Raw genomic sequence first — 22,346 nt, 5'->3', positions numbered from 1 at the left:
TCAGGCAAAAAACCGCATTCTTGAGTCCCTTCGAAATCGCGTTTCGGGGCCATTCCAGGTGGCCTCATTACGCCGATCATCCCCGGCTCGATTACGCCGATCCGTGACACCATCAGGGTTTCTTGTTGTCGCGGGGGTGTTTCCTGCGCAACGCGCCCGACATCGAGCCTGGGTTCGAGGAAGCGGAATAGGTGGTCCGTCTGGACGATTCCTGCGCCAGACGCCGCGCCAGCTCGATCGCCTGGTGTGCCGTGAGCGCAGGCGAACCGATGGATACAGGCGTGCCGGACAGCAGGACCTGGGTGAGGCCGGTTGTCATGCAGACCAGCCGCCCGTAGTCGCAGGTTGACTCCTGCGGGCCAGCGAACGGCGCCCCAAACCACGAGCCGGGAGATCCCTCGCCCGCGATGCACAGCGCCAGGGCGCGTGCGGCGCCCGCAAACTCGGTGTATCCCGTCGGCTTCGCCGTCTCTTCCGGTCCCGCAACCTGCCGGTCACGTCCGAATGTTTCCTCTGCCCAGCGCTTCGCCTCCGCAATCCCGGCGGCGTTCTCCGGGGAGCCCAGCAGGTGCTCGGTCTCGGTGAGGCCCTCGTAGTCGGACGCGGGCATCACGATGTACCGCTGGCCGCCGCTGACGAAGGACGTGACCTCGCCCTTCGCGGGGACGGCTATGTCGGGGTTCGGGGTGGCTGGATCGTGGGGCATGGGGGGGCGTGGTGTCTTCGATTATGGCACGGCGGGCAAAAGCCCTGTGTTTTCAACGGGCCGGGCGTGGCTGCGTGAGCAGGACACGGGGTGCCGAGCGTCAACGATATTGTCGCGTTGCGTCCGTGACGGATAAAAAAACAAAGGGGAAATCCAATCAAATCGGATGAAAATATACCGGTTTTGAGCGAATCATGAGAAAAAATTACCACGGCGGTATAGTGCGAGCGCGAGGCGCCGCGGTGCGGGGTGCAATCACTTGGGCGCCGCGAGGACCTCACGGTGGGCAATGAGGTCGGCGGACACCGCCGACCGTATGAGGGAGCCCATCCGGGCTGCTGATGCGTACCCTGGAAGGGCGTTGTGCTGCAACGATCCCCGCGCTGGGCCGCTAATCCGGCGCTCGCCACGCAGGAGAAGGTCGACATCAGCTTGGCGAGGTGTCACGAGCATGGCCTGCTCAGGAGCGCGGTGCAGGTACCGTGGGACTTTGGTAAGGAGTCCGTCGTGTGATTCCAATCAACCACGAGAGGCCTCCACCCGAACGGTTGGGGACACAACCGCAGAGGGTTCGCAGATTCATGTAGCGCATGGCGGCCTGCACGTTTACGCGGGGCGCAGGTCGACCCATGCGGTGGCTCGCGACCTCGAACAGGTGAAACCCCGCCGCGTCCCTCTCACAAGGCGCCCGGCGGCCGTTCCCTTTTGTGTTTCTGCCTGTTGCATGAGCGCACAATTTTCAGGGCTCGCGCCTTCACCCCGCAAGAACCCAGTTGCGGAAGACGCCGCCGGAGGGGCAGCCGAAGTACCGGTCACCAGAAGTTGGGCGGCTCGTCGAAAGTGGACAGGAGGTTCGCCTTGGCCACGTAGACCTGTGGAACCGTGTCATAGAAAGTCTTCACTTCATCGCGGGACGACACCACACCTTTCCAGACGCCGACTACCCGATTGTCCGGGTCGTCAGGGACGTCGAGCCACTGCCCGTCCGGGGAACCGGGGGGGAATGCGCTCCACTGCTGCAGACGCTCGGGTGCAGCGCTGGGACAGGTCAGTCGGTACGTGCCATCCCCAGCCCCCCATGGAGTCGGACGCAGGTAGGGGCCATCGAGCACCAGCGGCCGCATATGCGGCGGAAAGTTTGGAATATTCTGCTGTTCGTTTTCGTAATCCTGTTTCTCGACATCCGCAAACAGCCCGATCAACTTCTGCTTTGCATCCTTGATCACGGGCTCCGACCATGGCGAATAGATCTGGTATCCCGGATCACGGGACTTCATCACCTTTTCATAGGCGACCCTGCCGGAGAGATAGGAGCCGAGATAGGGCGAAGCGACCAGCAGTCCACTCATCCCCCAGATTCCCGTGAGGCCGCCAACCTTCACAATCATGGCGTCAAGCAGCGAGACCACCTCGTCCTTGTGAGTGTAAAGCCGATCAGGTGAGCCGGTGTAGCCCTCGACCACGAGCACGAGCGTGGACAGTTCCCCGATCAGCTCATTGCTTTCATCCTCTTTGAGCACACCGCGAATGAGCTCCGGGAGTCGAGTCAGCAGGTCGAATATTTCGGATAACTCTGCTTTAACCTCGTCGAGCTTCTCGACGATATTGCCAAGCTGGGTCGAGATGGATCCGAGCGCTGCGCTGGTGTCATCTCCGCCGCCCCCCTGCTTGAGGCTGTCATACGCATCGACCAAGCACATGACGAGTTCGATGGCGACTTCGACCCACAGGATGCGCAGATGGTTGCGCCGGAGGCGATCTTCTGCGCTGCGCGTTGTCTGGACACAGTCGGCGAAGGGGTCATAGTGCGTTCGCATGGCGGCTCCCGAGGTCAGGCGCGACGTGGCGGTACAGGGGCGGCGAGGATTCTGCACACGCGGGAGCCAACGCCTGCGCTGGCCGGTGCTTCTCGCCGGGTCATCGGAGGGGGCGTGCTGCGGGCGCGGCCCGCACCTTGCACGTTAGCGCAAGGAGAGCCGCGCGCCCAGGCGGCCTTGTGCCGGTCTGTGCGCAAGGATACGAAGGCTTGCCGTAATGGCCGGCTGCGTGCGGCCGGAACCGGACGCCACCCTGAGCGCGTCTCCGGAGCTCAGGGTCGACCGGAAGCCGACGCTTGCCCGCTGGAAACGTTGGTGCCTGGGCGCGGCGGTACAGCTCATGGGGACAGCGTTTGCGCGAGCTTGCGCAACGCGTCGATGTAGCGGTTGGCCGGTTGCACGATCTGGGTGTCCCGCTGGGTGGCTTCGTTCTGGATGCGCGCCATTTCGCCTGCGCGCGCATTGTCGATGTAGTTCCTGACGCCTGCCAGATCATCAAGTGCGGATTTCGACACGGTTCGCCGCCCGCCGGCATACCGCGCGCCGACCACATCGAACGACGCGTCGCATTCGGTGAGGCGGGGCGGACGGGGGCCAGGCGGATCATAGGGTGCGCTGGCATCCGTGAGCTGGATCCGCACATCGGTCACGCTCTCCGCCTGGTACTGCTCGATCGACCTGATGGTGTTCTCCAGCCAGAGCGCGTGATTCGTGCACCGGTCACGCAACACGTCCCGGTTGTGGGGATCCGGCTGGGCGGTACGGGTGCACCGGAAGATCCAGACGCCGATATCCGTGTTGATCATCTTGAGCAGGGCGACCACATGGGTCCGGTCGAACGCGGGATCATCCGCCGAGCGTGCCCGGAAGAACGAAATACTCTGGGTGATGGAGTTATAGGCGGCGGCGAGGATCGCGGGATCATGCGTTGCCGAATAGTCCTCAAGCTGGGTCCGGGCGGCGAGGAGCCCGGCGTCTTCGAGGTTGTCCTCAAGCTGGTCAATGCGCTGGTCAATGAAGGCCTCCAGTTCCCGGATGGCCTGACGGATGTCATCTTTCGTGGCGAGCGTGCCGAACAGGAAGTTGGCGAACTGCTTTGCCAGCTCCTTGCCAAATGCGGTGGCGAGCGCCTTGGCACCTTCTTCGAGCACCACAGCAAACGCGATCGGCATGTCCGGACCTCCTGTTCAAAAGGGTTTTCCTGCCGGGCGAGTCCGGGGGCAAGTGACGGGGGCCACTGCCCGGGCCAGCAGGAGCGATGTTCCTGTATGGCAAGCGTAGGGCACGTGAAAGTATCAGGGTGGATTCCGGGGCGCTTCTGTGCGGTATCGCACATGCGGACCGCGCGCGACGAGTCGGGTGCGGGCGGAGCCTGCATGCACAACGTTCCGGGGCATTGCCGGCGCCCCGGAAAACTCCCCTCTCCCCGGCGCGCTACCAGCAACCCCGACCACGCGAGCTCAATCCCCGGATGGAGTCTGGGTGGTGGTCACGACACTCCACGTTCCGGCGTCGCCGTTGAACTCTCCCAGCAGCCGGCCGTGATAGCCGTCGAAGGCTCCGGCGAACTGAAAGCCGGTGAGGAACAGGAGCTTGCGGTGATCGTCACCCGTGACCAGGACGCCACTGTTGGACTGCTGGCTCCATTTCCCCTCTTTGTCTGGCAGCCAGTGGTCGGTCAGCCGGTGCCACGAGTTATCGCTCCTGAGCTCCAGACGTTCGGCCCTGGCTTCCTGGCTCAGCGAGCACTTGATGGCGGCGGCGTGAAGGGTCATGACGTTTCTCCGTGGCTGGGTGGGCCGCGTCCGGCACGCGCCGCGACAGGCCTGCCGGATCAGGCTAGGGCAGCCGGCTTTCACGGAGCTGTCCCCTCTGTGCGCTGCGCCACACGTCAGAAGGCGCGCGTAAGCTGCCTGGCCTATGGTGTTTGCACATCGGCGCGGGCCACGGGCGGCCCCGCCGCCGTTTCGGGCCCGCCCGGGCTAGTGGGAGCGCAGCTGATGAATGAGCCGTCACATGGCAGGTCGCTTGGTCTCGCTGAATGGGGATTCATCGTGGCTGTCGCCGCCGTGATTGTGGCGATCGTGACTGCCCTCGTGCAGTTTCCCCCTGTGACGGCGTGGCTGGAGCGCTGGGCGACGACCGACTGTGCCGGGGTGCTCGACATCGAGGAGTTTTTCCGGAAATGTCCGTAATCCGTCATCCGGCCGTGGTGCTGCTTCTGCTGGCCAGTGCGCCGGCCGCCGTGGCCGAGTGTCCGGCGAAGGCCGCCGACATCAGGTCCACCACCGAGATGCGGGCCTGTTTTGATGCGCTTGCGCAGGGGCAGGCGCAGCTGAAGGCGCAGCAGGCGCAGGTCGAGCGGCGGCTCGCTACGCTCGCCGCGCAGCAGGCCGTTGACGAGGCGCGCCTGTCGGCCCTGCCGGACGGCATGATGGTCGAGCTGCGCAACGACGGGGAGGAAGGCTCCGCCCACTGCATGCCACACGAAGTCCTGGTTGGGGGCATGTGCTGGGCTGGCCCGGGTAGTGCGCTGCTGCAGAACGCCGGCATCACGGACGACCCGAAGAATTCCCCCCGCGACCCGCGCATCTACACCTGCACCTGGAACCCGGCGACGAAGTCCAGCGACTTCCGGGGCCACACGGTCGCGGCGTGTCTCAGGAAGCAGTAGTGGTCGCCGAATCGCAGACGTGAGCCAACTTTCCGGGGTTGGGAGCGGAGACGGGGTTGTGCGCGCCCTTGCGCGAGAGCATTCCGCTGCATACGATTTGAACGGTCTCTAAACACAATGGTTCACGTATGGCAAAGGCTCCTGTGATCGAAGAGCGGCAACTGCGGCATATGTTGAAAGTCGCTGCTGTAACCGGAGAATCGCCACTGCGCGATGTCGCTCTCCTTTACGTCCTGTACGGGACCGGGATGATGCTCACCGAGCTCGCCTCTCTGACTGTCCGCGACTTCGCTCTCGAATCGGGGGCTGTTCGTGAGAAGAGCGTTGTGCGAGCAACGATCGCGCACAACTCGAAAGAGCGCCCTGTCTTCTGGGTGAATGCGAAGGTAGTTACGGCTGTCGATTCCTATCTCGCGTATCGAGTCACCGCGCGACACGGCGTTACCACGAGGACAGCGGCCTATCGCGGCTTGGACCCTGATGGACCGATCTTTCGACGGACAGATGGAGACCCGTACAAGCTGACGCAGCGCACTACGGCCAGCGGGGCGATCAGCTATTCATGCGACGCGTTGAGTCAGGTTTTGCGACGCTTGCATGTGCTAGCAGCCGTTGTGGGCGACTGGTCTCGCATGTTTCGACCCATGGACATATGGCGAGCCAAATGGCAGTCGTGAGCGTCACACCATGGACATTGCTCGTGGTTCAGGAGTAGCGTGCTACTAGGCGCTTTTCTGCGGTGTCCATGCCTCTACATCTAACCGGTACCACGTTATCAAACAGAGTTGCAGCTTTTTCCACGCGCCACTGAAACTGCGCCTCTCACCCACCGATTCGGCACGCGCATTCATCGTGTCGAACACTTTCACGCCGGGCGGAATGTGCTTGCGCGGCACCATGCCGAACGTCGCGAGCAGGGCTTCGCGTGCATCGGGCACTTCGTTCGCCCGGCGGATCACCGGCGCGGCATAGTCCTTGTAAATCTCGTCGCGCCAAGGGTCGTCCGGCGGCAGGACGCCGTAATGCCTGAATAGGTAGTCACGGCGTGCGGCGGCGTAGTTCGTGCACATGGTCGTCTCTCCGTCCCGTCCTTCAGAATCATTCTGACATGTGATAGGCTGTATAAATATACAGTGTTTTGGGGCGGAAAATGGGACGGGATCATCGTCACTTCCCTCCGCTCACGGCAGCGGAGTTGGCTGAAATCTACGATCGGAATCCCTTGCCCGTCGTATTGCGGTTGCTATGGGAAATCCACCGGCTGCGCTCCACCATCAGCCGGGCGAACCAGATTCGGCTCACGATCGGCAAGCGCGTCGGCACGGCGAATACGCCTGCTGGCATGTGGGAGCGTTTCGAGCAGGAACTCGACGCGGAGCCGTGTTTGACCGATCCGCTCACGGCGCGTCAAAGGGGTTTATTGCATGAGGGGGAGCCGGAGGGACGGCTGCGACGCAGGCGGCGCAACGGCGATTGAGCGTTGGCCTGCGCCGTCGACTCTGTGAGATAGAGGGCTCCCTCGGAAATGACCCGCGCGGCGTTTCATCTCCCATCATGTGGGCTCCCCCACGTTTGCCAACAATTCGCAACAAATCGTATGGCACGCTGAAATTTGGCTGTAAGTGGCCCTTGTTAGAGTTCGTGAAAGCAGTTGTCTTTCGTGGCAGTCAACACAAGAGCGACTCATGGCTATTGTCCGCGCGTGCTGGTTCGTTCTGGCGCTGCTTCTCAGTGCTCCCGTCTGGGCATACCAGACGCGTATCGTCTCGATCCCCAGCGCCGCGATGCAGCGCTCGTTCGACGCGACCGTCGTCTTGCCCGACGACTACGCGCGCGGCAACCATGCCGCGCGTTTTCCGGTGATCTACGTGCTACATGGATCGGGCGGCAGTTATGCCGACTGGACCTCGAACACCCACATCGGCAAGCTCGCCGACCGTTACCACGTGGTGCTGGTGATGCCGGACGGTGGTCACGAGAGCTGGTATATCGACAGCCCGTTCGATCGGAACAGTCGTTATGAAACCTATGTGGGCAGCGAGGTCGTGTCGTATATCGACACGCATTTCCGCACGATCGCCTCGCGCGAAGCGCGCGCGATCACGGGCTTGAGCATGGGCGGTTTCGGCGCGCTGCGCATTGCGCTGGACCGGCAGGAGACGTTCGGTGCGGCCGGCAGCATTAGCGGCGCAGTCGATCCGCGCAATTGCGAGGACGAGCCCGGCATCGCTCACGTATTCGGCGATCCCGCGCGGCACGCGTCGTTCTGGAACAGCAATGCGATCGTGGATAGCGCGCAGGACTTCGAGCATGCGCATATCGCGCTCACCATCGACTGCGGCGTGAGCGACTTCTTTGTGCAGTCGAACCGCACGCTGCACGAAAAGCTCGTCGAACTGGGTGTGCCTCACGATTACGCGGAACGCCCCGGTGGCCATACGTGGTCCTACTGGTCGAACTCGATCCGCTATCAGGTGCTCTTCTTCGCCACGGGGTTCCAGCGCGCCGGCTGGCATCCGCAAGTGGCGTAACGCATCGCGGCGCGCGCGTTTGCCAACATCCTTGCGTTACACGATTCCTGGGAGCGCGTGCCTGACCTCAGGCACCGCGCTTGCTCACATGATCCTGCAGGGGCGGGCGCGTAGATCCGTCCCGCTCAACCAGATGCCGGGCATCGGGCGACCGCACGCGGCGCCGGGGCGCGGCGACCAACCTTGAGCCGGATCGCACCGGGTGCAGGAGGACGTCATGCTTCAATACGCTGTCATTTTCTTTATCATCGCGATCATCGCGGCCGTGTTCGGTTTTGGCGGCATCGCGGCGGGTGCGGCATCGATCGCCAAGATCCTGTTCTTCATTTTCCTCGTGGTTTTCCTCGTCACGTTGCTGCTTGGCGTCGTGAGAAGGGGTTGATCAGCGAGCCACGCCTCTTTGTTGTCGAAGTGCAGCCCGCCCGCGCGGGCTGCACTTTTGTGTTCAAGGCTCTGATTCGTATAGCGAATCAAATCCACACGCTTGCGGCCGGGGGCGTCACGCGATGGTATCCACCACGCCGCCGTCCACGCGCAGCGCCGCGCCCGTCGTAGCGGATGCCTCTTTCGAGCACGCGTAGACGATCATGTTCGCCACTTCCTCCACGCTCGCCGCGCGGCGGATGATGGAAGATGCACGATGCGTCTGCACGAACTGCGCGGCGACTTCCTCGACGGTTTTGCCCGAAGCGGCGACTTCGTCCTTGAGCATCTGCGCCACCCCTTCTGAGAGCGTCGGGCCCGGCAGCACCGAATTGACCGTGACGCCCGTCCCCGCGAGGCGCTTGGCGAGGCCGCGTGCGAGGGCGAGTTGCGCCGTTTTCGTCATGCCGTAGTGGATCATGTCGGCGGGAATGTTCAACCCCGATTCCGATGAGATGAACACGATGCGCCCCCAGCCACGCTTGACCATCGCATTCGCATACGCGCGCGAGAGTCGTACGCCCGACATTACATTCGTTTCGAAGAAACGCAGCCATTCGGCATCGGGAATCTCGAAGAAGTCCTGCTGCTGAAACACGCCGAGATTGTTCACGAGAATGTCCACCTGCGGATGCGCCTTCACGAGTGCATCGCATCCCTGAGCGTTGGAAAGATCGCCGACGAAGCCTTGCACCCGCGCGCCGGGCGCCGCGGTGCGCAGCGCGGCCTCGGCCTCGCGCACGCTCTCGGTGTGACGGCTGCTGACGATCACGTCCGCGCCCGCAAGCGCGAGGCCCTTCGCCGCGGCAAGACCGATGCCGGCAGCCGAACCGGTGACGAGCGCGAGTTTTCCAGTCAGATCGATTTTCATGCGGGCTCCTTGAAGGGGAGGCAGGCCACGCTTCTGAACGCGCGTTGAACGTTCGGGGCGCAACGCCGGGCGCGGCCATCGTGAAGGGAAGGGGCAGTGTACTGCGCAGCGGCGTTGGCTGTTTTTTCAGGCGCCTCAGGTACCTCACGCACCTCACGCACCCATCGCCGGATCGCTCACGCTGTCCTTGCCGGTTTCCACACGGCCCGCGAAGCGCCGTATCACACCGTTCTCCGCGCTCATGGTGAAGTCGTACCAGCCGCCCGAATCCGCGAGCGCCCAGTTCGACTGAACCTGTTCGCCGGCGCGCAGCGCGTAAGTCCATGGCCCGTCGCTGCGGTAGGCATTGGCCGCGACGGTCACGTTCGAAGCCACGCTTGCGCGATTCGCGATGCCAAGCTCGAGCGCATTGCTCGCGGCGTCATAGCGCACGCGCACTTCAGGATTCGGCCCGTGCGCGACCGTATGCGCGTTGCCCTCGAATGCGCGATGAAAACCGTTTGGCCCAAGCACCCACAGGCGGTACGCGCCGTCGTCGGATGCCGGGGATGTCCACGTGTCGCGCAGTGTCTTGCCTGCCTCGACGGTGTATCGGCGCGGCGACTTGTCGAGGTGAAGCTGGTCGTACACGTGAAATACGGCGCCGGCCTTTCCTTCATTGCCAAACTCCAGCTGAACCTTGTGATGACGCCCGTCGACGCTCGCATCCACGTTGAGGCGGTACGGCAGTGCGCGCGACGGCCGCGCCTTGCGCGCCTGCTGCGGCATGGTCTGCATGCCGGGCTGGGGCACTGGTACGGGCTTGAGGGCATTCTGTTGCTTGTTCAACGCGTCGGCGTCGGCTTTCGTCGGTGCGGAAAACGTCTGTACCGGCTTTTCGTTCGGTGTGCTGAAGTTGAATGCCGAGGTGAGATCACCGAATACGGCACGCCGCCACGGGCTGATGTTCGGCTCGCGCACGCCGAAGCGCATTTCGATGAAGCGCAGCACCGACGTGTGATCGAAGACTTCGGAGTTCACATAGCCGCCCGTGCTCCACGGCGAGACGACGATCATCGGCACGCGCGGCCCGGGCCCGAACGGCAAGCCGTCTGGCTTGACCGGCTTGCCGTCGCCGGGAGGGTTCGGCATGGTGAAGTATTCGTGGCGCGTACTGGCGGTGGATTTGCCCGCGTATTCGCCGTCCTTGATGGGCGAGGGCGGGCAGGGCGGCGGCATGTGATCGAAGAAGCAATCGTTCTCGTCGTAGTTCACGAAGAGCACGGTCTTGCTCCAGATGTCCGGGTTGCGCGTGAGCGCTTCGAGCAGCTTCTGGATGTAGTAGGCGCCCTGGCCCGGCGTCGAAACGGCGGGGTGTTCGGAATAGGCCGGCGGTGCGATGATCCAGCTCACCTGAGGCAACTGGTTCGCCGCGATGTCGTCATTGAGCGCCCGCAGGAAGCCGCCATCGGGCATCGTATTGCCGACACCCTTATACAGGGGCTCGCGCGCGTCGAGCGCCTGGGTCCACGGCACGTTGGGCGAGCCTTCGATTGCTTCGAGAACCTTGCGATAGCTCGCAAACCCCACGAGCGGATTGTCCGTGTAGTTGTCGGGCTGATTCTCATACACCTTCCACGTGACACCTGCGGCCTGCAAGCGTTCCGGATACGTGGTCCATTTCAGGCCCGTGGCCGGCGCGGCGATGTTGTCCCAGCCATTGTTGTCGACCACGGCATAAGGCGAGGCCGTGGGGCCATTGGTGCCGGTGAACAGAAAGAGCCGGTTCGAGTTGGTGCCGCCGTGCAGCGAGCAATAGTAGGCGTCGCAGATCGTGAAGGCGTTGGCCAGGGCGAAATGAAACGGCAGGTCGGAGGCCTGAAAATAGCCCATCGAGGCGTCGCCCTTGAACTTGGGCCAGTGCGTCATGCGGCCATGGTCCCACGCCGCGTGGGCGTCGGCCCAGTTGTGCGCGCCACCCGCGAGCAACGCGTTGCCCTTGCGGCTGTCCAGGTAGAACGGCAGCAGCGTACGCGAGCCGTCGCTCTGCTGCCAGACATTGGCGCCGTCGGGCAGGGGAATCGTGATGCGGTCCGAGAAGCCGCGCACACCGGGCAGCGTGCCGAAATAGTGGTCGAACGCGCGGTTTTCCTGCATGAAGACGACGATATGCTGCACGTCTTCGATCGTACCGGTTGCGTTGTTGGCGGGAATGGCCAGCGCCCGCTGGATGGCGGGCGAAGCGAGGCTAAGCGTCGCGCCCGCGGCGGCGGCGCGAAGGAAATCACGGCGGTCCATTGAAGTCATGGTGTGTTCGCGTTGTTGTCGTTGTACTCGCGAGCATTAGCATGACACGTTGGCGCCGCCGCGGGCGCTCGATGAACGTTTGTGTGTGCGCGTGCGCGCGCGTCAGAGCTTCACGCCGCCGGCTTCCGGCGGCTCGCGCCCCGGCTCGTCAAGCGGCAGGCTCGCGGCGTCGTCGCCCCAGTACGGCTCGCGGCCGTAGTACTGATGCACGGAACTGGCCCAGGTGCGATCGGCCATCGAGGGCCACTCGCCTTTGTCGAAGCCCGGTGCGTTCTTCACGCGCTCGGAGTTGAGTGCGATCACGAAGCATTTGCGTGCCGCGTCGAGCGTGAGGGCATTCCACGGCACCGCGAGCAGCTTGTCGCCGATGCCGAGAAAGCCGCCGCTCGACATCACCATGTAGGCAATGCGGCCGCTTTCCACGTCGAGCATGATCTCCTTGACCTTGCCGACTTCGTCGCCGTCCGAGCTCAGCACGCGGTCGCTGTCCAGCGTACTGGCCGCCATCACGTCGGGGCCGGGGCCAGGCGTCGCCGAGCGATCGCGGCCGACAATACGTGCGCCGTCGCCGCCGCGCGGCGCCGAACCGATTGGGGTTTGCGAGTAGGCCATGATGCTCTCCTTGTTCATGATGAAACGCGCACGCCGGTGGTCTCCCGTGCGCGGCGCGCGCCGGTTATCCAGCAGGTTGCGCAAGGTGAGGGCGCAACGATGTGTCCTGACGGTTGTAGCGGCGTGAAGAGGGATTCAGTCGCTCTTGCCGCCGCCGTCCAGGCCCGCGCCTTTGCGCCACACTTCCTTGCCTTGCTCCGAAAGCTCGCCGCTGCTGTGAGTGGCGTCCGGCTCGGTGCCGTGCACGGCCATATCGCCGCCTGGCGGCTCCGTGGCGCCCTTTTTCTGGCGCTTACGTTGCGCTACGCGCTCGTCGTGCGAGCGGCCTGCGTATTCGCTCATTTCGACCTCCCTTGGGTTATGCACATCGCATCACGACGCGATGCGGCTTGAGGGTTCGATCCCCTGCCGGCCCGGAATGGACTGGCCACGTCGATTCCACAGCATCGGTCATGCCGTGGCGCGCCAGCGCAGGCTATCGATCAGGAACCCGAATCAAGGAAGGCCGCGCGAGTCGGCGACTCGTGCGCTGGTGCGCCGCTGCGCCGCGTAAGCCGCTACAACGGTGATGTAAATCGTTCATGCCGTGCACGAGGCACGAACGTGTCAGGGCGCGGCGAACCGGTGGAGGATGTCGAGCAATTGCGCAACCGCGAAGGGCGTGCGCAGGAAGCCCGCGACGTCGGCGTCCGGGGGCGGGGTGACGAGTGCGGAGACGAGCACGAGCGGCACGCGCGCCAGCTTGCTGCTGCGCCTCATTTCGCGCATGAGGGAGAGACCGTCCATGCGCGGCATCATGCAGTCGGAGATCACGACATCGGGAGGGTCGTCGAGCGCGCTTTGCAGCGCATCCGCGCCGTCTGCGGCGGTTCGCACCCGATAGCCTTCCTGCCCGACCAGTTCCTTCAGCGCATCGAGCGCGTTGGTGTCGTCGTCGACTAGTAATACGGTAGTCATACGTTTCTTGCGTGAGCGGCCCGGCCGATCATGGCGGCTGTGCCTTTGTTCTTCGCGATCGCGTCGCGGCGGGCCGAAGGCTTCCGGCGCCCCACTGTAGTGCGCAATTTTCGTTCCCGCGCCGCGCGGGCGGGATCATTTTCGGCTTCGTTCGTCACCCTTGCGGCGCCGCGCCCCGGTGAGCGGTGGATTCACGCGCGCGCAGTTGCCCCGCGACGATGAGTGCCGAAACCTCGGCAAAGCTGCCGAACGCCTCGTCGGGCAACTGGTGAAGGGCTTCGACCACGTCGCTCGGCGCGCCGCTGCGCTCGGCGCTTTCGATCAGCGTGGCGGGGTGCGCGGGCCAGGTGACGCATTCGAGCGCGCGCAGCACGCGCCCGGTCAGCGCCTCGGCGTTCGAGCGCGCCTGGTCGGGGGTGTCAGCTCGTGTTGCCTCGCAAGCGGAAGCAGGCTTCATCAGCGTCTCCTTCGAAGAACGCGATGCTTCCCGCAGATGCCATTCCTGGCACCTTTTTACCTGTGCGCGCCCTTTTTTTTCGGACGTGGAAAGGGTGGGGCGCGCTGGCCACGGCGGACAATCTGGAAGGCGTTCAGGCGGGAAGTTTGTCGGCAAGCACATCGGCGTGGCGAATCTGCGGCGGTGCGGCCAGCAGCTCGCCCGCGCGTGCCATCAACGCCGCCGCCACCTGGCCGTTCAGATGCGCGTCGCGGCCGGCTTCGTCGTCGAATGCGTCGAAGATTGCAAACGTCGCTTTGTCGAAGCGCACGCCGAACCAGGCGCGCGTGGCGGGTTCGGCGTCGACCAGTGGCTTCGCACTCGCGAGAAATGCCGCCAGTTCCTCTTCCTTGCCGGGCTGCGCATGCAGCTCGACGTACAACGCATGTTGGGTCATGACATGGCTCCTGTTACGTCGGGGTGTCTCAGGTATGGTCGCGGTGCTTCGGGGCGTTCGTCAAGCGTTGGGACGGTGCGGCCGGTTTTCTTGGGTTACACGTAAGGATTATGGTTTGGACTCCAAATGGAATCGACAAGATCCATGGTTTTTTCTCGTCGAGGCGAGTCACAGCCGCGCTTCGCCCGGCTGGGCCATCCGGTTTCGAATAAACCCTCTACACGGGGCCAGGGCGAATGTTTTTCAAATTGATGCCGTAAACTCAAACATATCTTCAGACCACGCCGTACATGCTAGATCCGGTCAATATTCTTCTTGTGACGGTGCTTTCGAGCATCATGAGCCTGGCCATTCTCGGCTCACTGCGGCCTGCGGGTATTCCCGGTGTCGGGCGGTGGATCGGCGCCTATTTGATGGCAAGCGTCGCGCTCCTGCTCGCGGGCCTGCAACGGCTTGGCTTGCCCATCCTTACCGTCTTCGTTTCGAATACGTTGCTGGCACTAGCTGTGGTGCGCATGCTCGAGGGCTGCCGCCAGTTCTTCGGGCTCAAGCCGCGTGTGCCGCTCGCTTACGCCGGAACCGTTGCGCTCGCAACGGGCATTGTGTGGTGGTACTGGGTGACGCCCAGTCTCGGCGCGCGCGTGGCTGTCGTCTCCGCGTTTCATGGGGCCATTTACACGTCGATCGGCTGGCTCGCATGGCGTTGCCGGCCGCCCGCGCGTCCTGTCTATAGCTACCGGTTCGTTACGCTGGCGGCCTGGCTGGGTGCGTTCGCGCACGCGCTGCGCGGGGCGATGTACGGCAGCGGCATCGTGAAGCAATACGGGCTGCTCGACTTCACGCCGCTCAACGTGGCATGGCTTGCACTCGGCATTCTCGTGTTGCCTGCGCTTTCGATCGGGATGGTTCTGCTCGCGCACGACCGCATGGCCGAGCGGCTCGAACGCCTCGCGAACCACGACGAGCTGACCGGCGCGCTCACGCGCCGCGCGTTTCTAGCCCAGGCGAACGCGTCGCTCGAAGCCGCGCGCGAGACGGGCCAGCGGGTCACGTTCGCGATTGTCGACATCGATCACTTCAAGTCGATCAACGACCGCTACGGACACGCCACAGGTGACCGCGTGCTCGCGCAGTTCTGCCGCGTCGTGAAGGGTGGTGTGCGCGTGGAGGACGTGTTTGGCCGCCTGGGCGGCGAAGAATTCGCGTTGCTCTTCGTCGGGATGGCCCGCGACGACGCCGTGAGGCGTCTCGACGAATTGCGCGTGTTGACCCTCGCCGTGCGCCGCAGCGCCGACGCCCACGCTCGTGAATCCGCGCACGAGGCGCACGACGGCCTCACCTTCAGTGCGGGCGTGGATGAAGTCGAGGCGCAAGACTCGCTCGCCACCTTGATGGCGCGCGCCGACGCCGCGCTCTATGTCGCCAAGTCACGCGGACGCGACCGCGTCGTGGCCATCTGACGATTCTGTCGGTCTCCTTCGCGCAATTTATGCGTTGTGAATCAATGCTCGCGCCCTTTCGCGGCGCGACGCGCAATCCTTATCGAAACTCCATGCGCAACGCATAGTTGCGCTCCGCGAAAGTCTTAACAGCGCTGTTTTTAAACGATAATTATCAATGGCGCGACTGACGTTGCGTGCAGCGTGAAGGCGCTTTCGCTGCATGACGTGCATGGTCCAGGTGGCCTGCGTGGCGCGCCTCAAGAATTTTCGGGCGGGCGTTTCTTCCCTTGTAACCAGTGGCGATCACGCGATGCGGGATTCGTGCGGATATGAAGACGCCTGCTCCCGGCGCTCCGCGCCCGCATTGGTTTTCGAATTCGCTCCGCATTCAAGCGCGCTCTGGCGCCGCCGGCCTGGGCCGCTCCTGCGCTCCCCGCCGCGCGCCGCGACTCACGCGCTCGCCAGTCATTGCATCACCCACATTCAAAAGTCCGCTGACGGAACGCGCACGTCGTGCCTCATCGCGCGTGTCGTTTCGCTGCGGGCACACTACGGGCCTGCCTCCCGGTATCCAACCTGACCAGACAAGTCGCCTCCGGGGAGCGGCCTTTAACCACAAGGAGCCTGAGATGAAAGTTGGCAGCAACTGGCGTAACGCACATAACAACGACGCGGCATTGCCCGCATTCCTCGCAGCACGTGTCGATCGCTACTACACCGAGCGCGTGCAGGAAAGCTGGGCCGGGGGCCACATCATGAAGGGTCGTGTTGCCGATGCTGATGCCTTGCACCTTTCGAGTAACGACTACCTTTCGATTGCGCGCCACCCCGAGATTCTCGATGCAATGTGCATGAGCATCCGATCGGAGGGCAATGGGCTTTTGATGTCGGGTGTGTTCCTGCACGGCGACGACTGCCCGCAACTCGCGCTAGAAGACCGCTTCGCGTCATACATGGGCGCCGAAGCGAGTGTGTTGTGCCAGTCGGGTTTTGCCGCGAATACGGGGCTGATTCAGTCGATCGCCAACGCGCAAACGCCGGTGTACGTCGACATGATGGCGCATATGTCGCTCTGGGAAGGCATCCGCAGCGCCGGTGCGCGCGCGATTAGTTTCTTCCACAACGATGTCGATCACCTCGAACAGCGTATTCAGCGCTACGGGGCCGGGATCGTGATCGTCGATTCCGTGTACAGCACGAACGGCAGCGTGGCGCCGCTCGCGGCGATTGCCGAGGTGTGCGCCGAGCACGACTGCGTGCTGGTCGTCGACGAGTCGCACTCGCTCGGCACGCACGGCCCGCACGGCGCGGGCATGGTGGCCGAACTCGGGCTGATCGACCGCGTGCATTTCCGTACGGCCAGTCTCGCAAAGGCGTTTGCTGGGCGCGCGGGCATTATCAGTTGTTCGCGGCGCTTCCAGGAGTATTTCAAGTGCGAAGCGCTCCCGGCTATTTTCAGCTCGACGCTGCTGCCGCATGAAACGGCGGGCCTCGCGGCGACACTTGACGTGATCGAGCGTGAAGACTGGCGGCGCACGCGTGTCGCGGCCAACGCGCGTTACGTACGCGGGCGGCTTGCCGAACTGGGCTACAACCTGAACGGCAGCGAAACGCAGATCATCGCGCTCGAAGCCGGGCCGGAGCCGCAGACGATCGTGTTGCGCGACGCGCTTGAAGCGCGCGGCATCTTTGGTTCGGTGTTCTGTGCTCCCGCCACGGCGCAGAACCGCTCGCTCGTGCGGATCTCGCTCAACGCGGCGCTGTGCGAGGAGGAACTGGAGCGACTCGTGGATGTGTGCGCGGAGATTCGCGATGAGGTGCAGATGTGGAACTGGCCGTCCACGCGCCGCAACGAGCGCAACGCGGGCCGTGCGCGCGTGCGTCTGCCGCAGGCTGTGGTGAGCATGCCGGCGGTGGCCGTGGCGGCTTGAGCTGGCGTGGAGCGAGGCGGCGAGGCAGCGATAGCGTGAGGGTGCACCCGATTTACGGCCTGCGGAAAACGGATCGCAAATCAGTGCCGTAAATCAGGGTGAGTCCCACGCTGCCTGGATCTCGCGGTCCAGTTGGTCGAGATGCCGGTCGTAGGGCAGCACGTTGTCGAGCGCAAGCCCCGCCGGCTTCTTCACCACTGCGTAGAGATAGCGGCGGTCGCCGTGAAATTCCGATGCGGGATGCATATACGGCTGCCATTCCACGCACTGCGCCGGGTAATAGCCTTCTGTGCGCCAGAAATAGGGCAGGCTGCGACGGCTGTCGAGTTCCGCGAGAAAGCTTATTGGCGCACCTTGTTCGACGGCGATTTCGCGCACGCCGCGCAGCGATTCGTCGGTGTGAATGACGAGCAGGTACGCGGTGCCGACACCGTCGAACATCAGGAGTCCGTGCGGTTGGTACGAGAGATAGTGCTCGACGATGCCCAATGAATCGGCAATGCCTTTCACGTGCGCGGCGAGCGCATGATCCTTGAGGAAGGCATATTCGGAAACGGCGAGTGCGTCGAGCACCGTGCTGCAGCAGCGGTCGAAATACGCGCGCTGCATATCGCCGATCGCCTGGTTCAGCGTTTCCACTGCATCGACTTCATGCTTGCGGATGAAGCGATCGATCAGCCCTTCGTTGAAGCTCTTCACCGCCACGTGCTCGTCGGCTTTGCCAGTCAGGACGATTTTCCTGATCGACGGGTCGGTAATGCGGCGGCAAAACTCCATGCCGTTGAGTTCGGGCATGTCGTAATCGACGACCACGACCGAAACCGACTCGAAGCGCGACGCGTTATGTACGAGACTACGTATCGCATCGACGCGCATGGCGATGACCTGGTGCGCATCGTTTTCTTCGGTGCGGTCCAGATACGGGCTGAAGATGGGCTCCGCGGCCCGGTCTGGCCCGGCGCGGCCATTGAGAAACTTCAGCGCCTCGCCGGGCGAGCTGAACAGGCGGAAGGCCAGGTCGGGGTCGAGTTGCAGGCTCAGGTTCGAAAGGAACGCGGCGCTGTCGTCGACGAATGCGACGGTGGTCGGATAGGAGAACGGCTGGATGGCTTTCGTCATGGCGCGGGGAATGTCAAAACGAACTCGGTGTATTCGCCTTTTACGGAAGAGCAGGTAATTGCTCCACCCATCGCTTGCATGACATCGCGGCAGAATGCCAGCCCGATTCCTGCTCCGAGCGTCACGTCATCGGTGGCGGTTGTCGAAGTATAAAAGCGCGTGAAGATGTGCGGCAATACCTCAGGGGAAATACCGGTGCCCGTGTCGCTGAAAATCAGGCGATTGGCCCGTTGCCCTGATTCAAGACGAATCGAAATCTGCGCGCCTTCGATGCTGCCCATATGCCGGAAGGCATTTTTGAGCAGATTGAAGAGCACGTGAACGGTCAGCATTTCAGATCCGTGAAATTCGAAATCGGGGCGCAGATTGCAGATTACCCGACGTCGGTCGCCTTCGCGAAACGGAAAACGCGCGAGCGCGGCTTCCACGCAATGCACGATCGAGCACGTCGTTGCGTTTTGCATGTTGCCGCCCGTGAAGCGCGCCGTGGCGAGCAGCATGTCGATGATCGCATTCGAATGCAGGGCTTCTTGTTCAATGCGGCCAACCACGCCTTGCAGGGAATGCAGATGCGCCACGCGTATTTTTGGCACGGGCAAGCGGCTGCGCTGGGCGAGCTGATAGGTGTCGAGCAGCGCAGGCAAATAGCGCATGAGCCCTGCCGCGCCCACGCGTATCGCCACGAGCGGGGTGCGCAGTTCGTGCGCCACGCTGCCCGCGGTAGCCAGCATGGCGCGCTCCTGTTCGATCTGAATGCGGTCCTGGTCGTAATTGGCCACCGCGCCGATCGCCACCGCAAACGAAAAGATCGCCAGATGGGTGAAGTAGTTCGGCCCGAGCACGATGGGGTACGTGGTGAGGCAATACGCGATCACGGCAAGGCTGATGCCCACGAGGAACTGCAGCACGAGCATGAGCCAGTCGAGCAGCAGCACCATCACGAACGCCGCGATCAGCGCGCTTTCGACCCACACTTCGTTGCCGTTGTTCTTGAGCAGCATGAACGTGAAAAAAAACGGCAATGCGTAGAGCGTGGCGAAGTACCAGTACCACGGCAGCAGCTTTTTCAGCGCTGCGGGCCAGCGCTCGAACGCCAGAATCGGCACGAACAGAAGCGAGCCGATCAGGCGCAGCGTGAGATTTTCATACGGCTGAGGAAAGAGGTCTTTCCAGACGTAGTAGTAAAGCGGGAAGCCCACGCTCGCCACGACCGCGAGCGGGCGCATGCGGCGCTTCACGTATTGCAGGTTGCGCAGCGCGGGCGCGAAGGCGCGCACGAAGCGCGGACGCATCGACGCCCAGGCTCGTCTCAGTCGCACCGAGGTTCTTGAAACGTTCATCAGGATGGAATCGCTCATCGTTCTGGCCGGCGCGCGCGGTCCGCCGGTCTTCTTGCGTCTCGCTTTTTGGGTTCCCCGTGCTTCTTGCTTTCCTGCCGGCGGTCTCGCGTGGTCGGACCCCGTCTCCACCCGGCAAAGAAAGACAATATCACCAAAGGATTGCAGCGATGAGGCGTGTTGGGTCCCTGAATGGGCTCCGGTGCTGTACTTGAGGAGGAGTTTTATGCGAAGCGCATCGATTCGCTCCTTTTTGGGAGGCATTCGACGGGTGCCGGCGGGGCTTGCGGGGGCTCGGCCGTGCCTGTGTGCGGCCTTCAGGCCGCGGACTTGCGTTGCGCGGAAATGAATTGCTCGATAGCGTCGTCCAGCGGCTGCGGCGCGTCGCGATGTGGAGAATGGCCGCCGTGTGCGAGCGCGTGGACGCGCGCGTGCGGCACGGCCGCGCCAATCGCTTCGACTTGCGCCATGGTGCCGTAATGGTCGTCCACGGCCTGCACGGCGAGCAACGGCGCACGAATCGACGGCAGATCGCCGACGATGTTCCACGCCCGGAACGCGGGATCGAGCCAGATGTCGTTCCAGCCGTAGAACGCGGAATCGACATCGTCGTGATAGCGCGCGAGCTTTTCGCGCAGACGGGTCGTTTCGTACGCAACCTTCGCCTCGCCAATGCTTTCGATGGAGACGTCTTCGACGAACACGTGCGGCGCAATCGCCACTGCGCCATCGAGTGCTTCGGGAAAAGCGGCGGCGTAGAGCAGCGCGATGGATGCGCCATCGCTATGACCGATCAGCCACATGCGCGTGCGTTCGGCCGCGCTTACGCCGAGTGCGTCGAGGAGAGCGGGCAAGACCTCGCGCGCCTGCCCGGCCATGAAATCGACGGGCCATTTCACGCCAGGCGCGCGCGGTGTGGAGCGCCCGTAACCCGGACGCGAATAAACGAGCCCGCGCATGCCGAGGCGCGCGCAAAGCGCGGCGGGCCAATCCTTCCACATCGCGATCGAGCCTAGACCCTCGTGCAGGAATACGGCGAGCGGCGCTTCACCGTCTGCCGCGCCGATCCAGCGATATTCGATGCGCAACGCATCGTGCGCGTCCGTGGCGGGCAGGTCGGCGAATTTGCTTTCGTTCATGGCGCTTATCCCTGTCACGACTGAAACTGCTGACGCAGCCGGAAACGCTGGATTTTACCGGTCGCCGTTTTCGGCAGATCGTCGACGAACAGAATGTCGCGCGGATACTTGTGCGGCGCGAGCCGCGTTTTGACGAACGCCTTCAACTGCTCGGCCAGCGCGTCGTGCGAGGTGTCCGCGGTCGCCTGCTTGAGCACCACGAACGCGCAGGTCTTCACGAGCCCGCCCTGATCGACGCCGATCACGGCGGCTTCGAGCACCGCGTCGTGCTGCATGAGCACCATTTCGACTTCGATGGGCGAAACATACTGCCCGCTCACCTTGAGCATGTCGTCGCTGCGGCCCGCATAGACATAGGCGCCGCCCGGCACACGCCGGTACTTGTCGCCGCTCCTCACCCAGTCGCCGAGGAAGGTCGCGCGCGACTTTTCGCGATTGCACCAGTACATCACGGCCGCGCTCGGCCCGCGGATGAAGAGGTCGCCGATCTCGCCGTCGGCCACGAGCGCGCCGGTCTCGTCGCGCAGTTCGATTTCGTAGCCGGGCACGGGGTGACCCGTGGTGCCGTATTCGACGGCGCCTGGCCGGTTCGAGAGGAAGATGTGCAGCATTTCCGTGGAACCGAGGCCGTCGAGAATGTCGCTGCCGAAGTGCTCCCTGAAGCGCTCGCCCAGTTCGCGCGGCAGCGCTTCGCCCGCGGAGGTGCACACGCGCAGCGCGACATCGATGCGCGCAGGAATGTTGGGCGAGGCCATCATGCTCGCGTAGAGCGTGGGCACGCCGTAGAACACCGTGGGCCGATGCTGCACGAGGCGCGCGAATACGGCGTGGGCGGTGGGGCGTTCGGCCATCAGGATCGTGGTCGCGCCTACCGACAGTGGAAACGAAAGAGCGTTGCCGAGACCATAGGCGAAGAACAGCTTGGCCGCCGAAAACACGATGTCGCTTTCGCGTATGCCGAGAATGGGCTTCGCGTAAGTTTCGACGGTCCAGTAGAGATTGGCGTGCGTATGCACCGTGCCTTTGGGTTTTCCCGTCGATCCCGAGGAGTAGAGCCAGAACGCGATATCGTCGCAGGCCGTTTGCGCGGCGCGCGTCGCGGGCTCGGCGCGCGCGATCAGATCGGCGAGAACGGGTCGTGGTTCAGGTGAGACAGGCTGTGAAACGGGCCGTGAAGCGATTAACTGGCAGTCCTCACATTGTGCTTCGGCCAGCGCTGCGTTCACCGCGGGCAGCACCGCTCCCGACGCGATCACCACGCGCGCGCGGCTGTGCGTGAGCATATACACATAGTCGGCCGGCGTGAGCAGCGTGTTGACGACCACCGGGACGATTCCCGCATAGAGTGCGCCGAGAAATGCAATGGGCAGCTCGACGGTGTCGAGCATCACGAGCAGCACGCGTTCTTCCGTGTGGACGCCGAGCGCGCGCATGGCGGCCGCGAAGCGGCGGGCCTGCGTTTCGAGTTCGCCGTAGTTCAGCGTGTGCGTGTCGTCGATATAAGCGGGCTTCGCAGCGCGCGCAGCATTGAGCGAGAACAGGTGCGTGGCGAAGTTGAATTGCGCGGGCGGCGGCACGGCCGCGGCGTGTTCTGGCGATGCCTCGATT

24 protein-coding genes are annotated in these 22,346 nt (G+C 63.6%); 8 read left to right on the top strand and 16 right to left on the bottom strand.

What is annotated here, in order from left to right:
* Positions 1-112 precede the first annotated feature (112 nt).
* Positions 113-706 carry a type II toxin-antitoxin system Phd/YefM family antitoxin gene (locus JMY28_RS33495; RefSeq protein ID WP_201700169.1) on the bottom strand — a complete coding sequence of 198 codons (594 nt, stop codon included), beginning with the start codon at positions 704-706 and terminating at the stop codon, positions 113-115.
* Positions 707-1,069: 363 nt separating this feature from the next.
* Here JMY28_RS33495 and JMY28_RS33490 point away from each other — a divergent pair, with 363 nt between their 5' ends.
* Entirely contained in the window at positions 1,070-1,219 is a 150-nt protein-coding gene (locus tag JMY28_RS33490) for a hypothetical protein (RefSeq protein WP_201700168.1), read from the top strand.
* Between the two features lie 299 nt (positions 1,220-1,518).
* On the opposite strand, the gene JMY28_RS33485 is transcribed toward JMY28_RS33490, so the two are convergent.
* The 3 genes from JMY28_RS33485 to JMY28_RS33475 all read right to left on the bottom strand — a co-directional run bounded on the left by JMY28_RS33485 (position 1,519) and on the right by JMY28_RS33475 (position 4,298).
* Positions 1,519-2,523: a hypothetical protein gene (locus JMY28_RS33485; RefSeq protein ID WP_201700167.1), complete on the bottom strand. Its 1,005-nt coding sequence runs from the start codon at positions 2,521-2,523 to the stop codon at positions 1,519-1,521.
* A 338-nt stretch (positions 2,524-2,861) separates the two neighbouring features.
* The gene (locus JMY28_RS33480; RefSeq protein ID WP_201700166.1) at positions 2,862-3,695 is read right to left on the bottom strand and encodes a hypothetical protein; all 834 of its coding nucleotides are present in this window, start codon (positions 3,693-3,695) and stop codon (positions 2,862-2,864) included.
* 288 nt (positions 3,696-3,983) lie between these two features.
* Positions 3,984-4,298 (bottom strand): hypothetical protein, encoded by a 315-nt coding sequence (locus JMY28_RS33475; protein WP_201700165.1) that lies wholly within the window; start codon positions 4,296-4,298, stop codon positions 3,984-3,986.
* 225 nt (positions 4,299-4,523) lie between these two features.
* Here JMY28_RS33475 and JMY28_RS33470 point away from each other — a divergent pair, with 225 nt between their 5' ends.
* On the top strand, positions 4,524-4,718 hold the full coding sequence (locus tag JMY28_RS33470) for a hypothetical protein (RefSeq protein WP_201700164.1): 195 nt from the start codon (positions 4,524-4,526) through the stop codon (positions 4,716-4,718).
* A complete protein-coding gene (locus JMY28_RS33465; protein ID WP_201700163.1) occupies positions 4,709-5,197 on the top strand; it encodes a hypothetical protein in 489 nt (162 codons plus the stop codon). Before JMY28_RS33470 ends, JMY28_RS33465 begins: the two co-directional genes overlap by 10 nt.
* Before the next feature lie 722 nt (positions 5,198-5,919).
* On the opposite strand, the gene JMY28_RS33460 is transcribed toward JMY28_RS33465, so the two are convergent.
* The gene (locus JMY28_RS33460; RefSeq protein WP_201700162.1) at positions 5,920-6,267 is read right to left on the bottom strand and encodes an SOS response-associated peptidase family protein; all 348 of its coding nucleotides are present in this window, start codon (positions 6,265-6,267) and stop codon (positions 5,920-5,922) included.
* A 125-nt stretch (positions 6,268-6,392) separates the two neighbouring features.
* On the opposite strand from JMY28_RS33460, the gene JMY28_RS33455 reads away from it, so the two are divergent.
* The 3 genes from JMY28_RS33455 (at position 6,393) to JMY28_RS33445 (ending at position 8,110) form a co-directional block, all read left to right on the top strand.
* Positions 6,393-6,674 carry a hypothetical protein gene (locus tag JMY28_RS33455; RefSeq protein ID WP_201700161.1) on the top strand — a complete coding sequence of 94 codons (282 nt, stop codon included), beginning with the start codon at positions 6,393-6,395 and terminating at the stop codon, positions 6,672-6,674.
* A 208-nt stretch (positions 6,675-6,882) separates the two neighbouring features.
* A complete protein-coding gene (locus tag JMY28_RS33450; RefSeq protein WP_201700160.1) occupies positions 6,883-7,728 on the top strand; it encodes an alpha/beta hydrolase in 846 nt (281 codons plus the stop codon).
* Between the two features lie 217 nt (positions 7,729-7,945).
* On the top strand, positions 7,946-8,110 hold the full coding sequence (locus JMY28_RS33445) for a DUF1328 family protein (RefSeq protein ID WP_027820439.1): 165 nt from the start codon (positions 7,946-7,948) through the stop codon (positions 8,108-8,110).
* A gap of 117 nt (positions 8,111-8,227) precedes the next feature.
* Here JMY28_RS33445 and JMY28_RS33440 read toward each other — a convergent pair whose 3' ends face one another.
* The 7 genes from JMY28_RS33440 to JMY28_RS33410 all read right to left on the bottom strand — a co-directional run bounded on the left by JMY28_RS33440 (position 8,228) and on the right by JMY28_RS33410 (position 13,770).
* Positions 8,228-9,022: an SDR family NAD(P)-dependent oxidoreductase gene (locus JMY28_RS33440; protein ID WP_201700159.1), complete on the bottom strand. Its 795-nt coding sequence runs from the start codon at positions 9,020-9,022 to the stop codon at positions 8,228-8,230.
* A 153-nt stretch (positions 9,023-9,175) separates the two neighbouring features.
* A complete protein-coding gene (locus JMY28_RS33435) occupies positions 9,176-11,308 on the bottom strand; it encodes a phosphocholine-specific phospholipase C (RefSeq protein WP_201700158.1) in 2,133 nt (710 codons plus the stop codon).
* A 102-nt stretch (positions 11,309-11,410) separates the two neighbouring features.
* Complete coding sequence (locus tag JMY28_RS33430; RefSeq protein ID WP_201700157.1) at positions 11,411-11,920, bottom strand: PRC-barrel domain-containing protein; 510 nt, start codon at positions 11,918-11,920, stop codon at positions 11,411-11,413.
* Between the two features lie 135 nt (positions 11,921-12,055).
* On the bottom strand, positions 12,056-12,262 hold the full coding sequence (locus tag JMY28_RS33425) for a hypothetical protein (protein WP_201700156.1): 207 nt from the start codon (positions 12,260-12,262) through the stop codon (positions 12,056-12,058).
* Positions 12,263-12,526: 264 nt separating this feature from the next.
* A complete protein-coding gene (locus tag JMY28_RS33420; RefSeq protein WP_201700155.1) occupies positions 12,527-12,877 on the bottom strand; it encodes a response regulator in 351 nt (116 codons plus the stop codon).
* Positions 12,878-13,031: 154 nt separating this feature from the next.
* On the bottom strand, positions 13,032-13,334 hold the full coding sequence (locus JMY28_RS33415) for a DUF2795 domain-containing protein (RefSeq protein WP_201700154.1): 303 nt from the start codon (positions 13,332-13,334) through the stop codon (positions 13,032-13,034).
* 133 nt (positions 13,335-13,467) lie between these two features.
* Complete coding sequence (locus JMY28_RS33410; protein WP_201700153.1) at positions 13,468-13,770, bottom strand: putative quinol monooxygenase; 303 nt, start codon at positions 13,768-13,770, stop codon at positions 13,468-13,470.
* Between the two features lie 290 nt (positions 13,771-14,060).
* On the opposite strand from JMY28_RS33410, the gene JMY28_RS33405 reads away from it, so the two are divergent.
* Complete coding sequence (locus JMY28_RS33405) at positions 14,061-15,230, top strand: GGDEF domain-containing protein (RefSeq protein ID WP_201700152.1); 1,170 nt, start codon at positions 14,061-14,063, stop codon at positions 15,228-15,230.
* A 611-nt stretch (positions 15,231-15,841) separates the two neighbouring features.
* Positions 15,842-17,143: an alpha-hydroxyketone-type quorum-sensing autoinducer synthase gene (gene cqsA, locus JMY28_RS33400; protein ID WP_201700151.1), complete on the top strand. Its 1,302-nt coding sequence runs from the start codon at positions 15,842-15,844 to the stop codon at positions 17,141-17,143.
* A gap of 93 nt (positions 17,144-17,236) precedes the next feature.
* Here cqsA and JMY28_RS33395 read toward each other — a convergent pair whose 3' ends face one another.
* From JMY28_RS33395 to JMY28_RS33380, 4 genes are all read right to left on the bottom strand, one after another.
* Complete coding sequence (locus tag JMY28_RS33395) at positions 17,237-18,262, bottom strand: response regulator (protein WP_201700150.1); 1,026 nt, start codon at positions 18,260-18,262, stop codon at positions 17,237-17,239.
* On the bottom strand, positions 18,259-19,620 hold the full coding sequence (locus JMY28_RS33390; protein ID WP_236597160.1) for a sensor histidine kinase: 1,362 nt from the start codon (positions 19,618-19,620) through the stop codon (positions 18,259-18,261). Before JMY28_RS33390 ends, JMY28_RS33395 begins: the two co-directional genes overlap by 4 nt.
* A gap of 296 nt (positions 19,621-19,916) precedes the next feature.
* Positions 19,917-20,738, bottom strand: a complete 822-nt coding sequence (locus tag JMY28_RS33385; protein ID WP_201700149.1) for an alpha/beta fold hydrolase — start codon at positions 20,736-20,738, stop codon at positions 19,917-19,919.
* A 14-nt stretch (positions 20,739-20,752) separates the two neighbouring features.
* Positions 20,753-22,345 carry a benzoate-CoA ligase family protein gene (locus JMY28_RS33380; protein WP_407945569.1) on the bottom strand — a complete coding sequence of 531 codons (1,593 nt, stop codon included), beginning with the start codon at positions 22,343-22,345 and terminating at the stop codon, positions 20,753-20,755.
* Between the last annotated feature and the right edge of the window lies 1 nt (position 22,346).

Origin of the sequence: Paraburkholderia hiiakae, assembly GCF_904848665.1 — a bacterium.
In the GTDB taxonomy this organism is placed as follows: Bacteria; Pseudomonadota; Gammaproteobacteria; order Burkholderiales; family Burkholderiaceae; genus Paraburkholderia; species Paraburkholderia hiiakae.
Note: the sequence above shows the minus strand (reverse complement) of the source record. Positions and strands in the feature narration are given on the sequence as shown.